This is a genomic window from Exiguobacterium sp. B2(2022), from assembly GCF_028823655.1.
In the GTDB taxonomy this organism is placed as follows: domain Bacteria; phylum Bacillota; class Bacilli; order Exiguobacteriales; family Exiguobacteriaceae; genus Exiguobacterium; species Exiguobacterium aestuarii_A.
In genome coordinates this window covers 24816-48278 of record NZ_JAPEHX010000004.1, presented here as the reverse complement: position 1 = coordinate 48278, position 23463 = coordinate 24816, and the positions used below count along the sequence as shown (strand labels likewise).

Genomic DNA, 23463 nt, shown 5'->3' with positions numbered 1-23463 from the left:
TCGGAGGTCTAAAGCGTCATTCGCTCGGCAAATAGCCAATCACTTCATTCGATTCTGATTCAACGAGCACTTGTGGAATCTCGACCGTGCGCTGTGAATCAGAAGGGAACGTGACGAGCCAGGCCCTTGACCCTTCAAAGTGTGAATCAATTAATTCAAAACGATCGTCGACTGTGATGGATTGAATCGTGGCCTGTTTGCCATCTTCATCGGTTGGTAGCCAATCCATATTGTTTAGATATTCAATTGCATGATTTATGATGACCTTCTCATCATCCGGTGGTATAGGTGATGAGGTGGATGATTGTGTACAGTCGACTAACATGAAGATAGTGAAACAAAGTGCGGTAAAAAGGCGAGTTCGAATCATGATCATTCTCCTTTCCTGTTTGGTTATTTCTTACAGTATAGACGAGGATGACATAAGCGTGTACAAAAAAATCCTGCAGCCGATAGGTCTGCAGGAATCAGGTTATGCTTGAATCGTATCGAGGAATGAACGAATTTGCATCTCCGTCTTGGCGTTTGCCGAATGGAGGTGTTCTTGTTTTACCCCGTCTTTATAATAGAGAAGTGAAGGGATGCCGCGAACTTCTTGAGCATCAGATAATTCTGGTAGTTCGTCGCGGTCGACGACATGCCAGTTAAACTGTGGATAGTCTTTGACGAGCTCGTCGACATACATGTCGAGACGTTTGCAGTCCGGGCACCATGACGTGGTGAAGACTACCATTCCATGATCTTTTGTGGCTTCGTCAAATTGTTTTGATGAATGAATCGGTTGCATAGACAACTCTCCTTTCTTCTATCTATTTTGTCGGGTTTTAAACGAGTCGTCAACAGATTGGCATTCTCGAATTCTTAGAAGAATGTGATACACTTATAAAAATAGCATGATAAGGAAAAGGTGATGGATATGGCGTTACGTCACGCATTGCTCGGGTTATTGACCCACCAGCCTGCGACCGGGTATGCCCTGAACGCGACGTTCAAGGCGCAGATGATTCATTTTTGGAACGCACACCATACACAGATTTATCGGGAACTGTTAAAGATGGAAGAAGATGACCTCGTCTCAGCGGAGCATATTTCGCAACAGGAGTTGCCAGATAAGAAAATCTACTCGATCACGGACCAAGGACGTGAGGAGTTGATTAACTGGCTACGTCAACCGACATCGTTTCAACCAAAAATGAAAGATGAGAACCTTTTGCGAGTCAGTTTGCTTCAGTTGCTTCCAGTCGAAGAAGCGGTCCGATATATCGAAGAGACAAAAGCCCATCACGAACAAGTTGCCCAACAAATTCGAATGTTCCAGGAAGAACATCAATCTGATGAAGATACGCTCGGTTATTTATTGACGAGTGAATACGCGATTCGGATGATGGAAAACTATGCCGGATGGGCAAACTGGGCAATCGAACAGATTAAAGCGCGTAATGAAAAACAGGGACCTGAAACAGTTCAGGTCACGTGTTTTGTATAAGAATGAATTGGCAGACGGGCGAGTAGTCGGTCAAGCGCTTCTTCATCGATTTCAGTCTCGTACGCGCGAATCGTCTCGTTCAATTGCTTCACTGAAGAGGCACCCGGTAAGACGACGTCACAGAACCGCTTAGCGGCTTCGAGTGCATACGCCTGAATCGGATTAGGCATCATCGCCAATTCACTGGCAAGTTCCTCTTTTCGCCACGCCTCAAATCCTTTATCCCCGAGTCGTGTCTCCCATTCATCCGTCAGTAATCCTTTGGCAAGAACACCACGTCCAACGATTGGAATCGACAAATCAAGCGTCTCTGGTCGTCGGTCAAGAAGGGAATACGGCGTCATGAGCACATCGAGAGCTCCAGAAGCGATCCAATGTTTGATGACGTTCGGTCGAATGGACGAGAGTCCGATTTGTCGGATGAGACCGTCACGCTTTTGTTTTTGAGCCCATTCAATCGTTGCGTCGAGATCGTCCTCGAGCGTACCACCGTGAATATAATATAAATCTAGATAATCGGTTTGTAATCGTTCGAGCGATCCGTGTAACGCTTCCTCTAAGTACGACGGATTAGGATTCCAACGCATCCCGTCTTCAGTCAGTTCGTTTCCACCTTTACTCGCTAAAAAGAGTTGTTTTCGTTCCTGACCTAGCGTTTCCCCGATTACGCGCTCGACAGCTTGTCGTGCATAGACATCTGCTGTATCAATATGACGAATCCCTGATTGAATGGCCATCTCCAGGATTTTCTTCGCCTCAATCTCCCCATGTTTCAAAATCGTCATCGTTCCGAGTCCGAGTTCACTCATATGGATTCCTCCTTGTTCGAAATGTTGGTTTGACTCATAATCAGAGTATATCGAAAAGTGAGGAGTAATCATATGGAAGAAAAAACGATTGAGCGGGAAGTCATCTACGAAGGTAAGATTTTCGATGTGGAAAAGCATGTCGTCTCCCTTCCGAATGGAAACACGTCTGTGCGCGAACTCGTCTATCACAATGGTGCTGTTGCCGTGCTCGTCATCGATGAATCGGACAAAATTGTCATGGTAGAGCAGTATCGAAAAGCGTTTGAATCGATGTCGCTTGAAATCCCAGCAGGCAAACTTGAAAAAGGGGAAGAACCGGTATCGAGTGCCGAACGTGAGTTAGCTGAAGAAACCGGATATACGGCGGAGTCGCTCGAAAAGATTTTCTCTTTCTACGGAGCCCCGGGTTTTTGCAGTGAGCGAGTCGATGTGTTTGTCGCGAAAGGATTATCAGCGGGTGAGATGAACCTTGACGAAGATGAGTTTTTAAACGTGAAACGATATTCTTTTGAAGAGGCGGTTGATTTGTTAGACAGAGGTGTCATCACCGATGCGAAGACAATCATGGCGATTCAGTGGTGGCAATTGTCTAGATTAAAATAATTCTAATCTGAAATTTTATATGGTAAACTTACATAGTAATGATTTTAAATTGAAAATTGATTAAAACTTCGGTATGCTTTGTGTAGTGAACTATGTAAAGAGGGGGCGCCTTATGGAAACGCGAATTGAACGAATTAAACAGCAATTGAGCGCCAAAGGATATAAATTGACACCGCAACGTGAATCGACGGTTCGCATCTTACTTGAGAATGAGAGTGACCATTTGAGTGCCGAGAACGTCTTTATGCTCGTCAAGAGCATCGCACCAGAGATTGGACTCGCAACGGTGTATCGCACACTTGAGTTATTGACTGAACTCGGTGTTGTCGACAAAGTCAACTTCGGTGACGGGGTCGCACGCTTTGACTTGCGCCCAGAAGGAGCGAATCATTCGCACCACCATCTCGTCTGTGTCGAATGCGGCTCGGTCGAAGAAATCATGGAAGACTTGCTCGTCGATGTCGAGAAAAAAGTCGAGAGCAAATACGAATTTCTCATTAAAGACCATCGCTTGACGTTTCACGGCATCTGTAAAGTATGCCAAGCAAAAGGCGTCACGCTCGAAGGTCATAAAGCAGTGATTAACGGTTAACAGATGAAGGACAGACGGCCCAATCGGGTCATCTGTCCTTTTTTCAATGTGTGATGTATCGTTCAAGAACTCTTGAAATCCCGTCTTCATTGTTTGATGTCGTGACTTCACTCGCTATATCAATCAATGCATCGACGGCATTTCCCATGGCAATCCCGACTCCTGCGTATTCAATGATCGAACGGTCGTTATGACCATATCCGAAAGCGATGATCTGTTCACGGTCAATCGACAATTCTTCAAAGACGTGACGAAGCGCTTTCGCTTTATCGATTCCTAAATCGGTGAATTCGTAATACATCGCTGCCGTAAACATGCTTGTGACAGAATCAGCAAATGGGTCTGCCATAGCAGGTGCGACTTCTTGTAAATAATCAGGTTGAGCTGCGACAAGGATTTTATGGACAGGGAACTCGATGATGTCTCTTAAATTCGGCTCTTCGCGTAGTTGGAATCGTCCGCCTCTCGACTCGTATTCGATGATGTTAACGAGTTGTCCGTTCACCTCAATCATTCCGGCAAATACATCTTTTACATACATATAGGTTTCATCGTTAATCATCGGAATGACGTCGAAATTCTCTAAATGCTTTAAAATCGAGCGAACATCCTCGATTTGCATCGCTTGTTCAAACAACGTATCACCTGTCGTAGCGTCCGTGACACAAGCTCCATTTGAAGAAACGATCAGCCCATTGTACTCGTGTAGTCTCAACTCTTTAGCATATGGCAACATCCCGCGCTTCGGACGGCCAGAGGCAAGAACGACTTTGACACCTTGTCGTTGTAATGCCATGAGCGTGCGCTTCGTTTGTTCGGTAATCAATTTTTGGTCATTCAACAGCGTTCCGTCTAAATCAAGTAAAATAGCCTGAATCATATTGTTCGCTCCTTTTCAAATTAGATGGTCAACTCTATTTTATTTCCTTCTGGGTCGAGACAGACACTTTCGTAATAGCCGTCCCCGGTCGTCCGTGGTCCGTCTACATGTGTATACCCGTCGAGTCGAAGACGCTCTGTCCACACATCTACCGCTTGTTTACTTCCGAGTGAGAAAGCGATGTGTGCATACCCAATCATTTCATTCGTTTGTATCTCAAGATCTGGTCGGTGCATCAATTCGATTCGGCAACTTGAATCAGGAAACGTCAAAAAGTACGATTCGAAGCGCTTCGATGGATTCTCATATTTCTCATTCGATTGGGCGTTGAAGTAGGTCTCATAAAACATGCGCATCTTCTCAAGATTTTCGACCCAAAGCGCAATATGCTCGATACTCATGTAGACTCCTCCTATGTTGTTCGTCTAATCCTTTGATTCAATCGCTCTGTACTAAAAAGCATCCCCATCATGATCATGACTGTCACGAGTGGCAGGAAGCCAAGTGACGTTTAAGAGACGAGCAATCCAAACAATGGGGGTAAGAACGTACTTCCGGTATAAGCGAATGCCATTTGATAACCCATCAATCGTTTCGATTGTGCTGAGCCAAACCGGTTCGGTGTATCGTGAAGCATACTCGGATAAATCGGAGCCAATCCGAATCCAATCAAGATCAAGCCGACTAACATCGTCGCGGATGTCGGAATAAAAAAGAAGATACTACCGAGAAGGGCAAGCGATTGTCCCATCCGAATCATCTGTTTGTTTGTGAAACGAAATGAGAGAAACCCGCTTACGAAACGACCTAATGTGATGCTTCCGTAGTAAATCGATACCCATGCCGCAGCTGTCGCAATGGAGAATTGTTTCATCTGTACAAAGTAACTGCTTGTCCATAAGCCGATCAATGCTTCGACCCCACAATAAAGTAAAAATGTGGCCAACGCATAGGACACTCCAGTCGGTAACTTGCGATCGAGCGTCGTGACGGCTGTTTCTTGATGCTGTGAAATTGACTGACCTTTCTGTTTCCAGAGTGGGAAGGACAGCAATAACACGAGGGCCAAACCGAACTGAACTGCAGCGATGATCAAATAGCCATCACGCCATCCATTCTCTGTCAACACTCCCGCCATGACGAGTGGTCCACCGGTTGCGCCAATCCCCCAAAAACAGTGTAACCAATTCATATGATGTGCTTCGTAGTGCTCTGCAACGTAATGATTGAGTGCGGCATCGACGGCACCTGCCCCTAAACCAAGCGGAATGGCTAATGCGAACAGCCAACCAATTGAAGGCGCCCAATAGAAACCGAACAGACAGAGCGCGGTCAGTAGTGTTGAACCGAAAGTGACTTGTTTCGTGTCAAAGTGCTCTAATAGTTTGCCGCTGAGTAAACTCGACAGAATCGTTCCGCCAGCAATCGTCATGAAAATCCATCCGGCCATCGATAATGGGGCTGAAAACTCTTGATGCATGAGTGGCCAACCGACACCGAGCAGGGCATCCGGGAGACCGAGGCTGATAAACGCGATATAAATTACGGCCAATAATAAAATCGTCATACGTCACCTCGTTGTATGGTTTCGAGCGTCAATTCAATGCCGAGCCGGGCCAGTCCTGAAAAATAATCTTCCTCCCATTGCCCGATTCGAAGGACGGGGATGTGACGGGATGGGAGATATCGTTCGCACGCATGGTTAATGTGAAGCAAATCATCTTGAACGAGATCGACATCTGAGAAAATGAATGCATGGGGGTTGAGTGTCGCAGCAAACGTAGCGACGAGACGTCCCAATGCATCAATTTCTTCTTTCTTCAGAACGTTTGGTCCATAAGGCTTGTCTTTAATACGGTCATAAAACGATGCATCATCATAAAGCGGAAGAAATGAAACTTCTCCACTAAACCCGGATTGTCCACGAGCGACGTGTCCATCAAACAAGATACCAGCACCAGGACCATTCTTCCCGAGACCGAGATAGACGATGGACTGATATGTTGTCGTCTCATCTCGTTTAGAAAATCCATAAACGGCGGCATTCATATCATTTTCAATGACGACGGGAAGTCCTGTTCGTTCCATCAACCAGTGTTTTAAATCTAGGTGTGCAAGCGACGGGTATTCTGGGGCGAAAACAATCCGACCCATGTCTACAGCAGCAGCAACTCCGACAGAAATCGCTCCGATTTTTGTCTTGTCCTCAATAAACGGATCGACTAGTTCTCCTAACGCTTCTAAATGACTGTCGGTGACTAGGGACACTCCATCTTCTACAATCTGATGTTGACAGTCAATCAAGCGGTAGCGAATCTCTCTCGCTTCAATATGTAACGTCAAACAGTGACGGAATTCAGGATTATACCCATAACTTTTTGCAGGGCGCCCACCTTCTGGCGCCTTCTGACCATGTTCGATGACTTCCCCGCGTACAATCATGTCATCGATCATCTTTTTGACGGTAGGGAATGAAACGTATGTGACTTTACTCAATTCAGAGATTGTCGATACGTTGTGCAGAACCATCAGCTTTCGGATATCGACTAGTAATTCATGTTGTAGATCTTTCAACACAACCACACTCCAGTCTACTTTTTAAATTATTTTAATAAGTCATTCGTAGTATACTGCCTCTTTTTGAAATATGCCAGAAAAATAAGAAATTAAGATGCATGTATATCACATCAACGTTCACAAAAAAGTGAATAAAAAATGAGGTCAGACATCTTCACAACGGTTTACATAAGTGATATGCTGTAAGCGTATTCAGGTGAAATGAGGAAGGAGGAGGGTATGATGCGTTCGCATATCGAGTCATTTCTTCAGTACATGACGGTTGAAAAGCGGATGTCCGCTAACACGAGACAGGCGTATGCGAGCGACTTGACGCAGTACGCATCAACCTTAAACCAGTTGGGGGTGAAAGATTGGAACGACGTGACACGTTCTCATATCGTTAAGCATATCGAAGAACTGTCACAGGCGGGACGTGCTTCGTCCTCTTTGAGACGAGCTGTCAGTTCAATCCGGATGTTCCATCATCATCTAAAAATGACCGGGGTCACGACAACCGATCCATCTCTGTATCTAGAGACGCCGAAAGCAGAAAAGCAACTTCCGGATACTTGGTCGCAAGCGGAAGTCGAGCGTCTCTTAGATAGCGTCCCGACATCCGACCCCCTCTCACTTCGGGACCGTGCGATGCTCGAGTTGCTTTACGGGACCGGAATGCGGGTCAGTGAACTTTTAGGTCTTGATTTGGATGATTTGCAGTTCGAATTGGGGTATCTACAATGTGAAGGGAAAGGCGAGCGCGCTCGAATCATTCCGGTTTCGTCGGTCGCGCAAGGGTTTGTTGAGCGATATATTCAACAAGCTCGAAACGGACTCGGCGGCAGAGAGACCGAAGCGCATGCCAAGCTTGCTGGAATTGATAAGGAGATCACACCTCACGTTCTCCGTCATTCCTTTGCGACACACTTGCTCGAGAACGGCGCAGACTTACGTGCCATTCAACAAATGCTCGGTCATGCGGATTTAGCGACGACGCAAGTGTATACACACGTCAATAAGTCGCGGCTACATGATGTGTATCGCAAGCATCACCCTCGTGCCTAGACATTGAAAAGGAGGAATTTTTTGTGAAGAAGTTTAAACGTATTTTTTTAGTGGTCATGGACTCGGTCGGTATTGGTGAAGCACCGGATGCTGAACAGTTCGGTGACAAAGGGGCCGATACGCTCGGACATATCGCTCGTGAACATAACGGATTAAACATGCCGAATATGGGAAAACTCGGACTCGCGAACATTAAACCGATTCAAGGAATCGACGTGTCGGAGACGCCAAGTGCATATGGTCGTATGGAAGAAATCTCGGCTGGTAAAGATACGATGACAGGGCACTGGGAAATCATGGGTCTTCATATCGAGACGCCGTTCCGCGTTTTTGAAGAATTCCCGGACGATTTGATTCATCGTCTAGAAGAGTTCAGTGGCCGTAAAGTCATCGGAAACAAGCCGGCATCAGGTACGGCCATTCTAGATGAGCTCGGTGAAGAACATGTCGAGACAGGCGCGCTCATCGTTTATACATCAGCAGACTCGGTTCTACAGATCGCCGCGCACGAAGAGATTGTGCCAATCGACGAGTTGTACCGGATTTGTGAATACGCGCGTGAGATTACACGTGAAGACCCGTATATGCTCGGTCGCATTATCGCCCGTCCGTTCATGGGCACACCGGGTGCATGGGTACGTACGGCAAATCGTCATGACTACGCACTCAAACCTTTCGGTAAGACAGTCATGAATACGCTCGAAGAGGCTGGGAAAGATGTCATTGCTCTCGGGAAAATCAGTGATATCTACGACGGTGAAGGTGTGACGAAAGCGGTCCGTACGAAATCGAATATGGACGGGATGGACAAGTTGGTCGAATCACTCGAAGAAGATTTCGAAGGGCTTTGCTTCTTGAACTTGGTCGACTTTGACGCATTGTTCGGTCATCGTCGCGATCCAGAAGGCTACGCCGTCGCGCTTGAAGAATATGATGCCCGTCTACCTGAAGTGATGGAACGTCTCCGTGAAGACGACTTGCTCATCATCACGGCGGACCACGGGAATGACCCAGTACATGCTGGGACAGACCACACGCGTGAATACGTACCGCTCATCGTGCATCACACTGGAGCGAAAGCAGTTGATCTAGGTATTCGAGGTACGTTCGCAGATATCGGTGCGACAGTAGCTGACAACTTTGACGTTGCGGCACCATCAAACGGAAAGAGTTTCTTAAACGAAATTTGAGGAGGCAATATTCATGGTAAATTGGAACGAAACAAAAGCGTTTTTGCAGGAGCGTATGGGCGATACACCAGAAATCGGACTTATTCTCGGGTCAGGTCTTGGGGTCCTCGCGGACGAAATTGAGAATCCGGTTGCAATCCCTTATGAAGAGATTCCACACTTCCCAGTATCAACCGTCGAAGGACATGCAGGACAACTCGTGTTCGGGGAACTTGAAGGAAAACGCGTCGTCGCGATGCAAGGACGGTTCCACTTCTATGAAGGATACTCGATGGAACAGGTGACATTCCCTGTTCGTGTCCTCAAATTGATTGGTGTCGAAATACTCATCGTCACGAATGCAGCGGGCGCGTGTAACGAGTCGTTCAACCCTGGTGATTTGATGATCATCACGGATCACATCAACTTCTTCGGGACAAGCCCACTCATCGGGAAGAATGCGAGTGAATTCGGGACTCGCTTCCCAGATATGTCAGAAGCGTACGATAAAGAACTCGTGAAATTGACAGAACGCGTCGCTTCAGACCTCGGTCTCACTGTTCAAAAAGGGGTTTACTTCGGAAACACAGGTCCAACATACGAAACTCCAGCAGAAGTAAAAATGGCACGTCTTCTCGGTGGTGACGTCGTCGGGATGTCGACGGTACCAGAAGTCATCGTCGCGCGTCACTCGGATATGCGCGTCCTCGGGATTTCGTGTGTATCGAACATGGCGGCAGGGATTTTAGATCAACCACTTAACCATGAAGAAGTCATTGAGACGACAGAACGTGTCCGTCAAGACTTCCTTTCACTCGTGCGCGGCACGATTAAAAGCATGTAAGTAACTTATTTCTAGGAGGACGACAGTTATGCGTATGGTCGATTTGATTTTGAAAAAACGTAACGGTGGAGAATTGAACGAAGAGGAGATTCGCTTCGTCGTCGAAGGGTTCACGAACGAAACAATTCCTGACTATCAGATGTCGGCATTGTCGATGGCCATCTACTTCAACGGGATGACTGAAAACGAGACGGCAGCCTTGACGATGGAAATGGTGAAGTCTGGTGATACAATCGATCTTTCGAACATCGAAGGGAAGAAAGTCGATAAGCACTCAACGGGTGGCGTCGGTGACAAGATCAGCTTGATCGTCGCACCACTCGTTGCGTCAATCGGGATCCCGGTTGCAAAAATGAGTGGTCGTGGACTTGGGCATACGGGTGGTACGATCGATAAACTCGAATCGTTCCCAGGTTTTAACGTCGAATTGACAGAAGAACAATTCACGAAACAAGTAAATGATATTAAGATGTCGATTATCGGTCAGACGGGGAACTTGACGCCAGCTGACAAACGTCTTTATGCGCTACGTGATGTGACGGCTACCGTTGAGTCAATTCCACTCATCGCGAGTTCAATCATGTCGAAAAAGATTGCAGCTGGAGCTGACAGTATCGTCCTCGACGTCAAGACGGGTTCTGGTGCGTTCATGAAGTCGTTCGATGATGCGAAAGCACTCGCAGAAGAGATGGTCGCAATCGGGAAGAACGTCGGTCGTAAGACGGTCGCTGTCATCACAGATATGGACCAACCGCTCGGCTTTGAAATCGGGAACGCGAACGAAGTAAAAGAAGCGATTGAAGTTCTTTCAGGTAAAGAAGTAGAAGACTTGAAAACAATCGCGCTCACGATTGCAGGTCATATGGCTGTCCTCGGTGATTTCTATCCAACGTTTGACGAAGCATATGCAGACCTTGAAAAACGAATTGCTGACGGTCACGCCCTCGAGGTGTTCCGTAAGTTCGTCGAAGCACAAGGTGGGGACGCGTCGCTCGTCGATGACGTGACAAAATTACCACAAGCTTCATACGAGACGACATTCGTCGCAAAAGAAGCGGGTTATGTCGAGTCGATCATCGCAGACGAAGTCGGTGTCGCAGCGATGCTTCTCGGAGCAGGTCGTGCGACGAAAGAAGACAAAATCGACTTCGCGGCAGGCATCACGCTCGAGAAGAAAGTTGGCGACCGTGTCGAGGCGGGCGATGTGATTGCCGTACTCCGCTCGAACATGGAAGACATGTCTTCGGCTGTCGAACGTTTAGATCACGCGTATACAATTGGTGCGACGAAACCAGAAGCTCGCCCACTCGTTCACGCTGTCATCCAATAAGGCAGAACGTCTGTTTCCACAAAAAAAGTGGAGACAGACGTGTTTTTTTGATAAGATGGGTAATGTGAGTGTAAAACAGCAGGATACATATTCAAATAAAGGGGTTGCTTGAAACATGAAAAAAGGTTCTATGAAACTTGAAAATGGCGAAATGATTGAATTTGATTTATTCCACAACGAGGCACCAATCACGGTCGAAAACTTCGAAAAACTTGCGAACAGCGAGTTCTACAACGGATTAACATTCCACCGTGTCATTCCTGGATTCGTCAGCCAAGGCGGTTGCCCGGATGGTACTGGAATGGGTGGCGCTGGTTATACGATTCCATGTGAGACATCGACTTCTTTCCCACACAAACACGAAGCGGGATCACTCTCGATGGCACACGCAGGACGTAACACAGGGTCTTCACAGTTCTTCATCGTCCATGAGCCACAACCACACTTGGATGGCGTCCATACAGTTTTCGGTAAAGTGACATCTGGTCTTGAACATGCCGTCAAACTTCGTCAAGGAACGAAGATGGCAGAAGTGAAGGTTTGGGACGAGAATTGATTTTTGCCTGAAGGTTATGGCACAATGAACCATGTCTCTCACGTCTTCACATCGTGAAACTTGAATGACTAAAGGTGGTGAACCCAGCGATGCTGGTCAAATATAAACGTTCTTATGAAAAGACGGCGATGGGTCTACTCGCATTCTCATGCAGTGACAAATCTCCGCTTAGCTTGCTTGAACTCGTCCGATCGTATGACGAGGAAGAGTCGAAGTTCCTCTATTTGTGGAAAGTCGGTGAAGACTTCGTCGGCATCATTGGAATGGAGCAGCAAGGAACGACGATGGTCATCGACCATATCGCCTTGTCGCCATCATTCCGTGGCGAGAAACGTTCTTACGAGCTTCTAGACGAGGTGAGAAACGTACTTCCACTTGATTTGACGTTAACCGGTACAGGCAAGACGGGCGATTTATTGGATAAATGGAATCAATTAGTCGTCTGATGACAAAAACCCCCGTAATCACGATTGTGATTATGGGGGTTTTGCATATTGCATGGAGTAAATCAAAAACCCGTTATAATGAGGTGGATTCATGAATCGAGTAACAATCGATGAACTGATCAATCGATTGGAGCAAGTGCTCAGGCAAGAACGAACGCGAGAAGAAATTTCTGACTGGGCATATCAGTGGATGGAACAGTATGAAAATATAGATGGATTTGATTGGACAGCTTCTGACGAGGTGGTTTGGTCCTGCTTACAAACGATAGTTGGCATGGATTTACTTGAAACCCCTTCTGAATATTTACATGATCGGAGCAATCTCGAGAGTTGGGTGACGGCGTTTAAGAAGGTGAACTACTCGCCACTTATTTGCTTCGCAAATTGAAGGGGGAGCTTCTTGGGAAGACCGTGCTCTTACCAGCCACGATTGTTTACCAAGCTCGTCGGGTGGTTCCCACCCTGAAGGAATTCGTTTTAGTTTGCCAACATCAACAGATTGATGCTCGCGTTGATGTCTCGGTCATGATGCGCGCCACAGGCACACGTCCATTCACGCACGTCCATCGCCTTCTTCTCGCCTTTCACGCCACAAGAAGAACAGATCTGCGTCGATGCGTACCAGGGGTCTGCCTTGATAAGCGTCCGTCCGTAGAAGTTTGATTTGTACTCGAGTTGCCGGACGAACTCGTACCAACTGACGTCCCCGATGGACTTCGCGACCTTGTGGTTTTGCATCATATCCTTCGATTTCAATGTCTCCACGACGATGACTTGGTTCTCGTCAACGATCCGTCTCGACAGCTTGTGAAGGAAATCCTTGCGTTGGTTGGCGATTCTTTCGTGTTTCTTGGCTAAGATCAGCTTAGCTTTTTCACGGTTCTTGCTCCCGATCTTCTTTCGTGACAAAGCGCGCTGCGCCTTCTTGACCTTCGCTTCGGATTTACGAAGGAAACGTGGGTTTTCGATTTTCTCCGACAGCATCGCGTCGTTCGTCATGACGGCGAAGTGTTCCAGACCGAGATCGATCCCGACCTTGTTCTCGGCTGGGATCCGTGGTTCATCGTCCTGTTTGACGAGGATGGAGACGAAGAACTTGCCCGTCTTGGTCATCGAGACCGTCGCCGACCGGATGACGCCCTCGAATGAACGATGTTGGGTGAACTTTACGAAGCCGATTTTAGGAAGTCTCACCTTGCCGTCCTCGATGCGGATCGTGCCATGCTGGTTGTTCGTCGTGTAGGAGGCACGCGACCGTCGTCTCGATTTGAAGGCCGGGAAGCCGCCCGTCCCGGCGAAGAACTTCGCGAACGCGGTGTCGAGGTTCAGCTTCGCATTCGCGAGCGCGAGACTGTCCGCCTCGGCGAGGAACGGGAACAGGGGCTTGTAGGAGGCGGGTGTCGCCGGTTTCCGTCTCGTTCCGCTCCCCGTTTTCGCCTCCTCGCGGATGGCGATGCGGTCCTCGAGCAGCTTGTTGTAGATGAACCGGGCGCAGCCGATCGTCTTGATGAGGAACTCGGCCTGTGCCGGCGTCGGGTGGAGCCTGTATGTATAGCCTTTCAGCATGTCCGTCCCTTCTCCCTCCAGAAGATCGTGATGTGTCTTCCTCATCCGTTACCCGCGGAGGGGGAGGGAGAATCTGACGGAATCACGAACTTTTGTTCGTCATATCTGTCACAGGAGGAGAAGACTATTGGACCGGGCGATTCATCTCCCGCCTACGCTGGGCTACGCCCCGGGACGCTTAGAGGAGGGAGAATTTTCGCCTAATTTAGTTAAAAAAGATCATCATTGATTATGAAAAGGAGACGTCTTGAATCTTGACGTCAACTTCTTGCACGTTGCCTTTTTAAAAGTGCTAGCTCCCGTTCTGTGATGACCTCACTCCGGTCACGGTGCAGATGCTTGTGGACCAATTCCTCGAACGACAGGTCCGTCGATGGGAATGTCGGTTTTAGTGATTCGACCGTGTCACGAACATCCTGTTGTAAGGGGAGCTTCGTGTGTAACGGCCATTCATCAAGCTGTGCGATGAAGGAGTCGACATCCAGACCGAGCTCATGTAAATAGGGGGAAGCGATGTCCATCTTTCGACGTAAGAGTCGCAAGCTCTTTTTCGCGCCGATGAGATTGTCTCGTCGTAGATGATAGTGAATGACGGCGTATTGGATGAGTGCCGCATAGCCGTGATGACGACGTCCGTCTGCCTGCCACGCTTCTTCTAATACCTCATGACATTCGAAATAATCAGCATGACATTCAAAAAGCAACGTATAATGAATAAAAGGGGTCATGAATCATTTTTCTCCTTTCGTGTCCACGGTGTTATAAAACATGTTATACTAAAGCGCAAAAATGTAAAATGGCAGGTGTCTCTATGGAAGCCTATAACGTTAAAATCGATACGTTCGAAGGTCCACTCGACCTGTTGCTCCATTTGATCGGAAAAATGGAGATTGATATCGTCGACATTTCCGTGGCAGAAGTCACTGACCAGTATGTCGGCTATATTCGCACGATGCAAAAATTTGAACTCGACGTGGCCAGTGAATACTTGGTCATGGCGGCGACGTTGCTCCAGTTAAAGAGCAAGCAGTTGTTACCGCCTGTTCAGGTCGAGGATGAGGATGTTCCAGACTTCAGCGAAGAACCGACACGTGAGGGACTCATTCGTCAATTGATTGAATACAAAGCATATAAAGAAGCAGTCGTTTTTATGCGTGAACAGGAAGAACATCGTCTTGAGCTTTACACACGACCGGGAGAAGATTTGACGAACTACATGTCAGAGGAAGTGTCGAAGTACGACGGACCGCTGAACTTCTCAGACCTTCTTCATGCCTATTCTAAAATGATTGAACGGAAACGTTGGAAAGAACGACGCAAAAAGACGATTAAACGGGAAGAGCGAACGCTCGAGGAACAGATGACGAGACTTCATGAGCACGTTTCTTCTACGCGACAGACATCGTTTTTCGCCTTCTTTGTAGAACGACCGAACGTCTCAGATCTCGTCGTGACGTTTATGGCGCTTCTTGAGCTGATCAAGCTACGGGTCGTCGAAACGAAACAACTTGACCAAGACATTCAAATCTCGTTCATCGAATCATCAAAGAAAGGGGATGAAGCGGTTGCTGTCCTATGAAACGATTATCGAAGGATTGCTATTCGTCGTCGGGGACGAAGGGATGGAAGTCCGAGCGCTCGCAGAGACGCTCGACATCTCAGAGGCTGCTGCGCGAGAACAGCTCAGTAAGTTAGAAGCCTCGTTTAAAACATCGAACCGACCGTTCCAACTCATGGAATCGGCAGGTGTGTACAAACTTGTGACCGTTCCAGACGTGTCTCCCTACATTCAAAAATATGTCGGGACGATGGCGGAGCAGGCACTTTCACGCGCGGCGATGGAGACGCTCGTCATTATCGCCTATAAGCAGCCGGTCACGCGGGCGGACATCGAAGAGGTTCGCGGTGTCAAAGTGGAGCGAGTCATTCATACACTATTATCAAAAGGGTTAATCGAATCAGCCGGTCGTGCTAAAACAATTGGTCGTGCCAAGTTATATCGGACGACAGAGCATTTCCTCGACCACTTTGGATTTAATTCGCTCGAGGAATTACCACCATTAACATTTGAGGATGAACTGACAGACGAAGGCGATTTGTTCTTCGGTCAGGAATCACCGAAGCAAGAAGAGAGATTGGAGAAGGATTAATCATATGGAACGTTTGCAAAAAGTAATCGCACAAGCGGGGGTCGCCTCGCGTCGTAAAGCGGAAGAAATGATTTTGGATGGTCGCGTCCGCGTCAACGGAAAAGTGGTACGTGAACTCGGGACGAAAGTCGGACCGAAGTCAGAGATTGAGGTCGATGGCGTCAAAATCGAGCAAGAAGAGCATGTCTACTACGTGCTTTATAAACCGAGCGGCTATGTGTCGACGGTAGAAGACGATAAAGGACGTAAAGTGATCACGGATCTCGTGCCACCAGGGGCACGTGTTTTCCCGGTCGGACGTCTTGACTATAACACGACAGGACTCATCATCTTGACGAATGATGGAGAGTTCTCGAACATGATGACGCATCCGAAATATAAAATTCAAAAGCGCTATGTGGCAAAAGTGAAGAACATCCCTTCTTACTTGGCAATCAAGCAACTGGAGTCAGGTGTTCAGCTCGATGACGGATTCAAAACGGGTAGTGCGAAAGTGAAGATGAAGTCTGTCGACCAGAAAAAGAACACGGCCATCCTTGAGATCGTCATCTCGGAAGGACACAATCGTCAAATCCGTCGCATGGTCGAAGCTATCGGTTCTGAGGTCATCAAACTGAAGCGTGAACAGTTCGGTTTCTTGACGCTCGACGGTCTCAATACCGGCGACTGGCGTGAACTTTCACACAAAGAGATCAGCAAGCTTCGTGAACTCGCGAATCCGACGGTTCCACCTAAACCACGAGGCAAAAAGAAGAAAAAATAACAACAAAAAATCGTCCTGAAATAGGATGATTTTTTTGATTGTGTAAATTGTGTGACAAAAAAATGAAAAAAGTCTGTTAATGTGCGTTTTTAATGTTTTTTCAGTACAATAGCAACTGAAGGATGGTGTGAAAACGATGACAAAAGATCACGACCGCATGGAACAAGCGGTCGCGAAAAAGAAAAAGAGGTCATTTTGGCGCTTGATGATTATGACGGTCGTTCTCTTTGCGGGAGCCATCACCGTCATGCAATTGTTCGACCAAGCTGGTAATGACGGACGCATCGAGGCAGGGGACGAGGCACCGAACTTCAAACTCGTCACACTCGACGGTACGACCCTTTATGAACGTGACACATACGAAGGAAAAGGAATGCTTCTTAACTTCTGGGGTACGTTCTGTGAACCTTGTAAGAAAGAAATGCCAGTCGTACAAGAAAATTACGCAACCCTCCAAGACATGGGTGTCGATTTTTGGGCGGTGAACGTCGGTGAGACCCCGCTACGCGTCGATAACTTCGTGAACGACCTCGGTGTCGGTCTCGATTATCCGATCTTGATGGACACGAAGAGTGAAGTCGAGAAAGCCTATGGCATTTATAACTTACCTGTCACATTCGTCATCGATGGTGAAGGAAACGTAATTGAAAAATATGAAGGTGAACTCACGAAAGAAAAATTGATGGAGCTAGCCGAGAAGTCATTGTAAGCGAACGGGGGACGCACAGATGCTAGATATGAAATACGAAGGCGCTGATTTACGGTCGAAGCGTCGTCCTAAATCGGTCATTGACCGGGTGTGGAACTTCTTCGCATCGGTCAAAGTGGGATTGTGGTTGATTGCGCTGATTATTGTCGGCTCGGCAATCGGGACGATTTTCCCTCAAGAAATGTACATCCCACAACAGTTACCTCCAGAGCAATATTACTTGGAGGAATATGGGACGCCAGGTTCGATTTATTATGCACTTGGATTCCACAACCTATATACGTCATGGTGGTATATCGGTCTCATCGTCATGTTGACGCTCTCGCTCATCGTTGTATCGATTGACCGTGGCGTCCCGCTCTATAAAGCGCTCAAGAATCAGCCGGTTAGACGGACAGAGCGCTTTATGAAAGGACAACGCCTCTTCGGACAAGGCGAAGGAACAGACACTCAAATCGATGAAATGGAAGCTTCGCTCAAGAAAAAACGGTACAGTGTCAAACGGGACGGAGATGCCTTGTTGGCTGAAAAACACCGTTTCGGTCGTTGGGGTCCATACGTGAACCACGTCGGTCTCGTCATCTTCTTTCTCGGGGCGATGCTCCGCGTTTTCCCGGCATTCCACACGGATACACTCGAGTGGATTCGCGAAGGAGATACGGTCTCACTAGAGGCGACAGATGGGGAATACTATTTACGGAACGACCAGTTCATTCTTGAAATGTATGACCCGGAGAACAATGAGGAAGATGCGAAGTTCGCAGCTGCCATTGAAAAAGCCGGAGCCGTTCCAAAAAACTATGAGACGGAACTGACATTATTTAAGAAGACGGGAACGAACGAGGACGGATCGCCGCAACTCGAACAAGTCGATGTCGGTTCGACAAAAGTCAACCACCCGTTTAAGTTTGAAAAATATGAAGTGTATCAAGAGCAATATTCAAGTCGTCCGGAATTCTTGTCGATGTCGTTCATGCTTGCCGATAAACAGACAGGTGACGAGTATGGACCGTTTAAAGTCGACCTCGAGAATCCGGAAAAGTCGTATGACTTAGACGGGGTCACGGTCACGTTGAAAGACTTGTATCCTGATTTTGAGGTGAAGGATGGACAACCGAACACGAAATCACCACGTGCACTGAATCCGGCCTTCTTCTTCAATGTTGAATCACCAGAAGGAGAAATGGAATCAAACTTGATTGGTATTCGTCTCAACGTCGCCGATGAAGAAAACCGGTACGAGGTGAAATTTGCGGGCACAGAAATGGCAAGCACGAGCGGTCTTCGAGTGAAGAGTGACTCGACGTACCCGATTCTGATTGTCGGTGCGACCATCTTTATGATTGGAATTGTGATGGGTATGTATTGGCCTCACCGCCGTGTCTGGATTCGTCGTCATGAAGATGAGGTACTCGTCGCAGGCTTTACGAATAAAAACCCGTCCTCGCTCCGTCGAGAGGTTTCGCCATTATTAGAACAGGCCGGTTTACCGATGTGGGAAGATCAGGCGAGATTTACTTCGAAGTCGGAGAACGAGTCAACAGATGAAAGAGGGGAATCTTGATGGAATGGATTGAATGGAGCAGCCGAATGCTGTTTATCGCATTCTTCCTTTACGCGATCTCAACGGTTCTCTTTACGATTGCCGTTAGTGGTATGCGTAAGGATCGAAACGTCAACCGTGTCGCCTATGGGAAGTATGCCTTCATCTTGGCAATTATCGGATTTATCGCCCAAATGACATATTTCTTTATGCGTTGGGCAGGTGTCGGCTATGCGCCGGTATCAAACTTATATGAATATACGACGTTCTTCGGCATGATGATGGTGCTCGGGTTCCTCGTCGTATACGGGATTTATAAAAATGATGTACTCGGTTTGTTCGCGATGCCAGTGGCGTTACTCGTCATTGCTTTCGCCTCGATGTTCTCGAGTGAGGTCGCACCGCTCATTCCGGCACTCAACAGTGTCTGGTTAAAAATCCACGTCACGACGGCAGCGCTCGGACAAGGAATTTTGGCCATCAGTTTTGCGTCAGGTCTCATTTTCTTATTGAATGAGACATCGATGAAAGAACAGTCTAAATCACGGACGTGGCTTGAAGTGACGATGTTCGTTCTCATGTGTACACTCGGGTTCATCATCGTGTCGATGCTCTTCAAAGGAATCGGTGCCGGTGGAGTCGTCGAATTTACGAATGACCGCGGTCAAGTCGAGACGTATGAATACTTCATGCCAATCCTATTCGTACCAGAAGGGGCACAGCTCTTGTCAGGAGCGAGCGGTTTGTCACTTGAGTTGCCGAATTGGATCAATACACTCAAGTTGAACACGCTCATCTGGTCGGTTATCGGTGGTGTCGTGATTTATGCGTTGCTCCGTTTCGTCATTTTGCGAAAACGCATTGCTGAAGCGCTTCAACCGCTTGCGAAAAAGGTCGACCTCGACCTTGCTGATGAGATCAGCTATCGCTCGGTCGCAATCGGATTGCCGGTCTTCATCCTCGGCGGTCTCATCTTTGCGATGATTTGGGCACAGATTGCATGGAACCGCTTCTGGGGTTGGGATCCAAAAGAAGTATGGGCCCTCATTACGATGCTCATTTATATTTATTACTTGCATATGCGCATCCAGCGCGGGTGGACCGGAACGAAAGCGGCTTGGTTATGTGTCGGTGGATTTGCCATCATCATGTTCAACCTCGTCTTCGTCAACTTGGTCATCGCCGGTCTACATTCATATGCATGACGCGAAAGAAGTCACAATTGTGACTTCTTTTTCATTTGGTCCATCAAATCATCGTTGTGAAGCGAAATAATAGAGTGGTATAGTTATGGCAGGGAGTGGAATGTTCACAATTGTGCAACATTCGCTACAACTCGTAATGGGTCTTAGGAGGGTTTCTGGTATGGCTGAGAAAACGAAGATTTTAGTAGTCGACGACGAAGAGAGAATTCGCCGACTTTTGAAAATGTACTTAGAACGTGAACAGTATGTGATTGAAGAAGCGGTCAATGGAGAAGAGGCACTCTCTCTCGCTCTTGAAAACGAATACGACGTCATCTTACTTGATTTGATGATGCCGAAAATGGACGGAGTCGAAGTGTGTACAGAACTCCGGAAAACGAAAGCGACACCGGTCATCATGCTTACAGCTAAAGGTGAAGAGATTGATCGTGTCCAAGGATTTGAAGTCGGGGCGGACGATTACATTGTGAAACCGTTCAGTCCGCGTGAGGTCGTTCTGCGCGTCAAGGCACTCCTTCGTCGTTCTGGCTCGACTAAGTTTATGCAGACGAGTGAGAAATCAAAAGATTTGATCGTGTTCCCGCACTTGACGATTGACAATGATGCGCACCGTGTCACGGTCGACGGAGAAGAGATTGCCCTTACACCGAAAGAATATGAATTGCTGTTCTTCCTTGCGAAGCAGGTCGATAAAGTCTTTTCTCGTGAGCAGTTGTTGAAAGAAGTATGGAACTATGAATTTTTCGGAGACCTTCGGACCGTTGATACGCATGTGAAACGTCTTCGTGAGAAATTGAATCGTGTCTCACCAGATGCGGCTCATATGATCACGACTGTATGGGGTGTCGGGTACAAGTTCGAAGCTGCTAGTGAATGATGATTCGTCGAAACAGCATCGTCACGAAACTGTGGCTGACGATTCTCGTTTTGGTCAGTGTCATCTTATTCATCGTCTCGGTATTGATGCTTGAATTTTTCAACTCTTTTCACATCGACCAAGAACGTGGTCATCTCGCCAAGCTTGGCGGACAGGTCCAGTCGGTGTTGTTGAATGAAGGTGACACGTCCCAGACGATTGATCAAATCATTGAAGTATATGGTGCGAACTATATTTTAGAAAACGGGACCACGCGTTCAAATTTCGGGAATCAAGTGGACGGGCTGATGGTTGAACTTGAACGTCAAGATTGGGAAACCTATCAGGCAGTCGGGGAGACGGCCATCGGTAATTTCTCTTCTTTCGACGATCAAGCTGCTCTTGCCTACCGGACGACGTTTTCGTTATCGACCGGACAATATACACTCTACTTACTTGAACCACTCGATGCGATTTCGAGTGCAAATGCTGGTGCACGAACAATCATTTTTTGGACTGTTGCTTCTGCCATCATCGTGACGACCGTGTTCGCCTTCTTCTTGTCGACGCGTATCACGGCGCCGCTCCGAGCGATGCGGGATGCGGTCAATAAGACGGGGAAAGGACAATTTGACTTGCGTCTTGAGACGAAGACTCGAGACGAAATTGGAGAACTTGCCGCCTCGTTCAACGCGATGAGCAGTCAACTGGCGAAATATGTCGATGCGTTAGACCGGGAACGTCTGCAACTAGCTTCGATTCTTCGTTCGATGGCGGACGGTGTCATCACGCTCGACCGTCACGCAAACGTGATCGTCACTAATCCACAAGCTAGTCCGTTGCTTCAAGACGGTCAGCCGCATGAAGTCGTACTGTCACTGTATGAAGAAGTGATGGAAGGGACGGCTGAGAAGACGATTGAAGTGAAACAAGATGACCGTTACTATACGTTGACGGTCACGCCGCTCATCGGGGAGGATGATTTCGAAGGAGCTGTCGTCGTCATTCGCGACACATCTGAAAGCCACCGTCTCGATAAGATGCGGACCGATTTCGTGGCGAATATTAGCCATGAACTTCGGACACCGCTCGTGACGCTACAAGGTTATTCAGAGGCAATCATCGACGGGATGACAGAAAGTGACGAGGCGACGAAAGAGTTTGCGTCAATCATTTATGACGAATCTCTTCGACTTGCGCGACTTGTCAACGACTTACTTGATTTGGCCCGCATCGAATCGGGTAAAGAAACGATGCAATTCAGTTCGTTCGACATCGGTGATTTCTTGCCACGTGTCATGAGAAAGTTCAATCAAATGGCATCTGAAAAAAAGATTCGATTACAGACGGACGTACCGCATCGACAGATTGAAGCAGACGGTGACCGACTCGAGCAAGTATTCACGAACTTGATCGGCAACGCGATTGCCCATACCGATTCAGGAGAGATTCGAATTGAGGCGACCGAGATGCCTGATGGGTTGCAGATTCGACTGTCCGACACAGGACACGGGATTCCGAAAGAGGACTTGCCGTTCGTGTTTGAGCGATTCTATAAAGCTGACAAAGCACGGACGAGCGGGTCGAAGACCGGTACCGGGATTGGTTTAGCCATCGTGAAAAATGTGATCGATGCCCACCATGGAACGGTCAGCGTATCGAGCACACTCGGTGTCGGAACGACGTTTGACATTTACTTACCATTTGAACAACCACATATCTCATAATGGTGACTCGTCTGAGTCACCATTTGTGGCATTTTAAGGGGGAAGCCGAATGAAGCGATATACACGCACGGGCGACACGGGTGAAACATCACTGATTGGTAGCCGCGTCGACAAACATCATCCTCAAATCGAAGCGATGGGGCATCTTGATGAATTAAACAGTCACATCGGATTAGCGATTGCGCAACAGACCGACGAGTCGCTCCGGGAACAGCTGACGAAGATTCAGCACGACTTATTTGACCTCGGTTCGGAGCTGATGTATACGGACGCGCCCCCGAAAACGGTCGATTTGTCGATTGTGACGGAACTTGAACAATGGATGGACGAATGGGAAAAATCATGTCCAGAACTTGTGCGTTTCATCTTACCGGGAGGAAGTGTCGCAGCAGCGAGCCTGCATGTGGCACGATCCGTTTGCCGTCGTGTCGAACGAGATTTGACCGCACTCGGTGTCGCCGACCGACAACTTCCATATTTTAACCGATTGAGTGACTATCTTTTCACGGTCGCACGGTATGCGAATGTTGTCGCAGGCGTACCGGACCAAGAATATGCACGCGGCGCTGCCGTGTTTCAACCAAAACGAAAAAAGGAGTGATCGGCTG

At 47.8% G+C, this 23463-nt stretch carries 28 protein-coding genes; 19 read left to right on the top strand and 9 right to left on the bottom strand.

Going from position 1 to position 23463, the window contains the following annotated elements; all coding sequences use genetic code 11:
* Positions 1 to 16: 16 nt before the first annotated feature.
* Entirely contained in the window at positions 17 to 370 is a 354-nt protein-coding gene (locus ON063_RS01575; RefSeq protein WP_274664001.1) for a hypothetical protein, read from the bottom strand.
* Between the two features lie 102 nt (positions 371 to 472).
* Positions 473 to 787, bottom strand: a complete 315-nt coding sequence (locus tag ON063_RS01570) for a thioredoxin family protein (RefSeq protein ID WP_274664000.1) — start codon at positions 785 to 787, stop codon at positions 473 to 475.
* 129 nt (positions 788 to 916) lie between these two features.
* On the opposite strand from ON063_RS01570, the gene ON063_RS01565 reads away from it, so the two are divergent.
* Positions 917 to 1486 carry a PadR family transcriptional regulator gene (locus ON063_RS01565; protein WP_274663999.1) on the top strand — a complete coding sequence of 190 codons (570 nt, stop codon included), beginning with the start codon at positions 917 to 919 and terminating at the stop codon, positions 1484 to 1486.
* Here the strand turns inward: ON063_RS01565 and ON063_RS01560 are convergent.
* Entirely contained in the window at positions 1465 to 2295 is an 831-nt protein-coding gene (locus ON063_RS01560; RefSeq protein WP_274663998.1) for an aldo/keto reductase, read from the bottom strand. The two genes, ON063_RS01565 and ON063_RS01560, sit on opposite strands and share 22 nt — an antisense overlap.
* Positions 2296 to 2367: 72 nt before the next feature.
* On the opposite strand from ON063_RS01560, the gene ON063_RS01555 reads away from it, so the two are divergent.
* Both ON063_RS01555 and fur read left to right on the top strand, forming a co-directional pair.
* Positions 2368 to 2898: an NUDIX hydrolase gene (locus ON063_RS01555; protein WP_214692812.1), complete on the top strand. Its 531-nt coding sequence runs from the start codon at positions 2368 to 2370 to the stop codon at positions 2896 to 2898.
* A gap of 112 nt (positions 2899 to 3010) precedes the next feature.
* Positions 3011 to 3490, top strand: coding sequence for a ferric iron uptake transcriptional regulator (gene fur, locus ON063_RS01550; protein WP_012726507.1), 480 nt, complete (start codon positions 3011 to 3013; stop codon positions 3488 to 3490).
* A gap of 43 nt (positions 3491 to 3533) precedes the next feature.
* Here fur and ON063_RS01545 read toward each other — a convergent pair whose 3' ends face one another.
* From ON063_RS01545 to ON063_RS01530, 4 genes are all read right to left on the bottom strand, one after another.
* Positions 3534 to 4370, bottom strand: a complete 837-nt coding sequence (locus ON063_RS01545; RefSeq protein WP_274663997.1) for a Cof-type HAD-IIB family hydrolase — start codon at positions 4368 to 4370, stop codon at positions 3534 to 3536.
* Between the two features lie 20 nt (positions 4371 to 4390).
* Positions 4391 to 4771 (bottom strand): VOC family protein, encoded by a 381-nt coding sequence (locus tag ON063_RS01540; RefSeq protein ID WP_274663996.1) that lies wholly within the window; start codon positions 4769 to 4771, stop codon positions 4391 to 4393.
* A gap of 110 nt (positions 4772 to 4881) precedes the next feature.
* Positions 4882 to 5937: an MFS transporter gene (locus tag ON063_RS01535; RefSeq protein WP_342454998.1), complete on the bottom strand. Its 1056-nt coding sequence runs from the start codon at positions 5935 to 5937 to the stop codon at positions 4882 to 4884.
* On the bottom strand, positions 5934 to 6944 hold the full coding sequence (locus ON063_RS01530; protein ID WP_274663995.1) for an ROK family protein: 1011 nt from the start codon (positions 6942 to 6944) through the stop codon (positions 5934 to 5936). The genes ON063_RS01535 and ON063_RS01530 overlap by 4 nt, the downstream gene beginning before the upstream one ends.
* Positions 6945 to 7169: 225 nt before the next feature.
* On the opposite strand from ON063_RS01530, the gene ON063_RS01525 reads away from it, so the two are divergent.
* The 7 genes from ON063_RS01525 to ON063_RS01495 all read left to right on the top strand — a co-directional run bounded on the left by ON063_RS01525 (position 7170) and on the right by ON063_RS01495 (position 12724).
* Entirely contained in the window at positions 7170 to 7991 is an 822-nt protein-coding gene (locus ON063_RS01525) for a tyrosine-type recombinase/integrase (protein ID WP_274663994.1), read from the top strand.
* Positions 7992 to 8014: 23 nt separating this feature from the next.
* A complete protein-coding gene (gene deoB / locus ON063_RS01520) occupies positions 8015 to 9181 on the top strand; it encodes a phosphopentomutase (protein ID WP_274663993.1) in 1167 nt (388 codons plus the stop codon).
* Positions 9182 to 9194: 13 nt separating this feature from the next.
* Positions 9195 to 10004, top strand: a complete 810-nt coding sequence (locus ON063_RS01515) for a purine-nucleoside phosphorylase (RefSeq protein ID WP_274663992.1) — start codon at positions 9195 to 9197, stop codon at positions 10002 to 10004.
* Positions 10005 to 10032: 28 nt separating this feature from the next.
* Complete coding sequence (locus ON063_RS01510) at positions 10033 to 11334, top strand: pyrimidine-nucleoside phosphorylase (protein WP_074033239.1); 1302 nt, start codon at positions 10033 to 10035, stop codon at positions 11332 to 11334.
* 115 nt (positions 11335 to 11449) lie between these two features.
* Positions 11450 to 11890, top strand: coding sequence for a peptidylprolyl isomerase (locus ON063_RS01505; RefSeq protein ID WP_274663991.1), 441 nt, complete (start codon positions 11450 to 11452; stop codon positions 11888 to 11890).
* 89 nt (positions 11891 to 11979) lie between these two features.
* Entirely contained in the window at positions 11980 to 12336 is a 357-nt protein-coding gene (locus ON063_RS01500) for a GCN5 family acetyltransferase (RefSeq protein ID WP_031423428.1), read from the top strand.
* A gap of 91 nt (positions 12337 to 12427) precedes the next feature.
* Positions 12428 to 12724, top strand: a complete 297-nt coding sequence (locus ON063_RS01495; protein WP_274663990.1) for a hypothetical protein — start codon at positions 12428 to 12430, stop codon at positions 12722 to 12724.
* An 89-nt stretch (positions 12725 to 12813) separates the two neighbouring features.
* Here the strand turns inward: ON063_RS01495 and tnpB are convergent, their stop codons facing one another.
* Entirely contained in the window at positions 12814 to 13902 is a 1089-nt protein-coding gene (gene tnpB, locus ON063_RS01490) for an IS200/IS605 family element RNA-guided endonuclease TnpB (protein ID WP_274663989.1), read from the bottom strand.
* Positions 13903 to 14162: 260 nt separating this feature from the next.
* Positions 14163 to 14630: a DUF309 domain-containing protein gene (locus tag ON063_RS01485; protein ID WP_214692805.1), complete on the bottom strand. Its 468-nt coding sequence runs from the start codon at positions 14628 to 14630 to the stop codon at positions 14163 to 14165.
* Between the two features lie 83 nt (positions 14631 to 14713).
* Between ON063_RS01485 and ON063_RS01480 the strand changes: the two genes are divergently transcribed.
* From ON063_RS01480 to ON063_RS01440, 9 genes are all read left to right on the top strand, one after another.
* Positions 14714 to 15481: a segregation/condensation protein A gene (locus tag ON063_RS01480; protein ID WP_214692804.1), complete on the top strand. Its 768-nt coding sequence runs from the start codon at positions 14714 to 14716 to the stop codon at positions 15479 to 15481.
* Entirely contained in the window at positions 15459 to 16052 is a 594-nt protein-coding gene (gene scpB, locus ON063_RS01475; RefSeq protein WP_074033229.1) for an SMC-Scp complex subunit ScpB, read from the top strand. Before ON063_RS01480 ends, scpB begins: the two co-directional genes overlap by 23 nt.
* A gap of 4 nt (positions 16053 to 16056) precedes the next feature.
* Positions 16057 to 16815: a pseudouridine synthase gene (locus ON063_RS01470; RefSeq protein WP_074033228.1), complete on the top strand. Its 759-nt coding sequence runs from the start codon at positions 16057 to 16059 to the stop codon at positions 16813 to 16815.
* Positions 16816 to 16951: 136 nt separating this feature from the next.
* On the top strand, positions 16952 to 17524 hold the full coding sequence (locus tag ON063_RS01465) for a redoxin domain-containing protein (protein ID WP_274663988.1): 573 nt from the start codon (positions 16952 to 16954) through the stop codon (positions 17522 to 17524).
* Between the two features lie 19 nt (positions 17525 to 17543).
* A complete protein-coding gene (resB, locus tag ON063_RS01460; RefSeq protein ID WP_274663987.1) occupies positions 17544 to 19088 on the top strand; it encodes a cytochrome c biogenesis protein ResB in 1545 nt (514 codons plus the stop codon).
* Positions 19088 to 20272: a c-type cytochrome biogenesis protein CcsB gene (gene ccsB / locus ON063_RS01455; protein WP_214692798.1), complete on the top strand. Its 1185-nt coding sequence runs from the start codon at positions 19088 to 19090 to the stop codon at positions 20270 to 20272. Before resB ends, ccsB begins: the two co-directional genes overlap by 1 nt.
* Positions 20273 to 20432: 160 nt before the next feature.
* On the top strand, positions 20433 to 21149 hold the full coding sequence (locus tag ON063_RS01450) for a response regulator transcription factor (protein ID WP_274663986.1): 717 nt from the start codon (positions 20433 to 20435) through the stop codon (positions 21147 to 21149).
* Positions 21149 to 22855 (top strand): sensor histidine kinase, encoded by a 1707-nt coding sequence (locus ON063_RS01445; RefSeq protein WP_274663985.1) that lies wholly within the window; start codon positions 21149 to 21151, stop codon positions 22853 to 22855. The genes ON063_RS01450 and ON063_RS01445 overlap by 1 nt, the downstream gene beginning before the upstream one ends.
* A 49-nt stretch (positions 22856 to 22904) precedes the next feature.
* Positions 22905 to 23456, top strand: a complete 552-nt coding sequence (locus ON063_RS01440; RefSeq protein WP_074033223.1) for a cob(I)yrinic acid a,c-diamide adenosyltransferase — start codon at positions 22905 to 22907, stop codon at positions 23454 to 23456.
* Positions 23457 to 23463: the final 7 nt, after the last annotated feature.

Bases quoted from the DNA above. Each gene is read 5' to 3' on its own strand.
- ON063_RS01575 (WP_274664001.1), bottom strand. From the start codon at position 370: ATGATTCGAACTCGCCTTTTTACCGCACTTTGTTTCACTATCTTCATG.
- ON063_RS01570 (WP_274664000.1), bottom strand. From the start codon at position 787: ATGCAACCGATTCATTCATCAAAACAATTTGACGAAGCCACAAAAGAT.
- ON063_RS01565 (WP_274663999.1), top strand. From the start codon at position 917: ATGGCGTTACGTCACGCATTGCTCGGGTTATTGACCCACCAGCCTGCG.
- ON063_RS01560 (WP_274663998.1), bottom strand. From the start codon at position 2,295: ATGAGTGAACTCGGACTCGGAACGATGACGATTTTGAAACATGGGGAG.
- ON063_RS01555 (WP_214692812.1), top strand. From the start codon at position 2,368: ATGGAAGAAAAAACGATTGAGCGGGAAGTCATCTACGAAGGTAAGATT.
- fur (WP_012726507.1), top strand. From the start codon at position 3,011: ATGGAAACGCGAATTGAACGAATTAAACAGCAATTGAGCGCCAAAGGA.
- ON063_RS01545 (WP_274663997.1), bottom strand. From the start codon at position 4,370: ATGATTCAGGCTATTTTACTTGATTTAGACGGAACGCTGTTGAATGAC.
- ON063_RS01540 (WP_274663996.1), bottom strand. From the start codon at position 4,771: ATGAGTATCGAGCATATTGCGCTTTGGGTCGAAAATCTTGAGAAGATG.
- ON063_RS01535 (WP_342454998.1), bottom strand. From the start codon at position 5,937: ATGACGATTTTATTATTGGCCGTAATTTATATCGCGTTTATCAGCCTC.
- ON063_RS01525 (WP_274663994.1), top strand. From the start codon at position 7,170: ATGCGTTCGCATATCGAGTCATTTCTTCAGTACATGACGGTTGAAAAG.
- ON063_RS01515 (WP_274663992.1), top strand. From the start codon at position 9,195: ATGGTAAATTGGAACGAAACAAAAGCGTTTTTGCAGGAGCGTATGGGC.
- ON063_RS01510 (WP_074033239.1), top strand. From the start codon at position 10,033: ATGCGTATGGTCGATTTGATTTTGAAAAAACGTAACGGTGGAGAATTG.
- ON063_RS01505 (WP_274663991.1), top strand. From the start codon at position 11,450: ATGAAAAAAGGTTCTATGAAACTTGAAAATGGCGAAATGATTGAATTT.
- ON063_RS01500 (WP_031423428.1), top strand. From the start codon at position 11,980: ATGCTGGTCAAATATAAACGTTCTTATGAAAAGACGGCGATGGGTCTA.
- ON063_RS01495 (WP_274663990.1), top strand. From the start codon at position 12,428: ATGAATCGAGTAACAATCGATGAACTGATCAATCGATTGGAGCAAGTG.
- tnpB (WP_274663989.1), bottom strand. From the start codon at position 13,902: ATGCTGAAAGGCTATACATACAGGCTCCACCCGACGCCGGCACAGGCC.
- ON063_RS01485 (WP_214692805.1), bottom strand. From the start codon at position 14,630: ATGACCCCTTTTATTCATTATACGTTGCTTTTTGAATGTCATGCTGAT.
- ON063_RS01480 (WP_214692804.1), top strand. From the start codon at position 14,714: ATGGAAGCCTATAACGTTAAAATCGATACGTTCGAAGGTCCACTCGAC.
- scpB (WP_074033229.1), top strand. From the start codon at position 15,459: ATGAAGCGGTTGCTGTCCTATGAAACGATTATCGAAGGATTGCTATTC.
- ON063_RS01470 (WP_074033228.1), top strand. From the start codon at position 16,057: ATGGAACGTTTGCAAAAAGTAATCGCACAAGCGGGGGTCGCCTCGCGT.
- ON063_RS01465 (WP_274663988.1), top strand. From the start codon at position 16,952: ATGACAAAAGATCACGACCGCATGGAACAAGCGGTCGCGAAAAAGAAA.
- resB (WP_274663987.1), top strand. From the start codon at position 17,544: ATGCTAGATATGAAATACGAAGGCGCTGATTTACGGTCGAAGCGTCGT.
- ccsB (WP_214692798.1), top strand. From the start codon at position 19,088: ATGGAATGGATTGAATGGAGCAGCCGAATGCTGTTTATCGCATTCTTC.
- ON063_RS01450 (WP_274663986.1), top strand. From the start codon at position 20,433: ATGGCTGAGAAAACGAAGATTTTAGTAGTCGACGACGAAGAGAGAATT.
- ON063_RS01445 (WP_274663985.1), top strand. From the start codon at position 21,149: ATGATTCGTCGAAACAGCATCGTCACGAAACTGTGGCTGACGATTCTC.
- ON063_RS01440 (WP_074033223.1), top strand. From the start codon at position 22,905: ATGAAGCGATATACACGCACGGGCGACACGGGTGAAACATCACTGATT.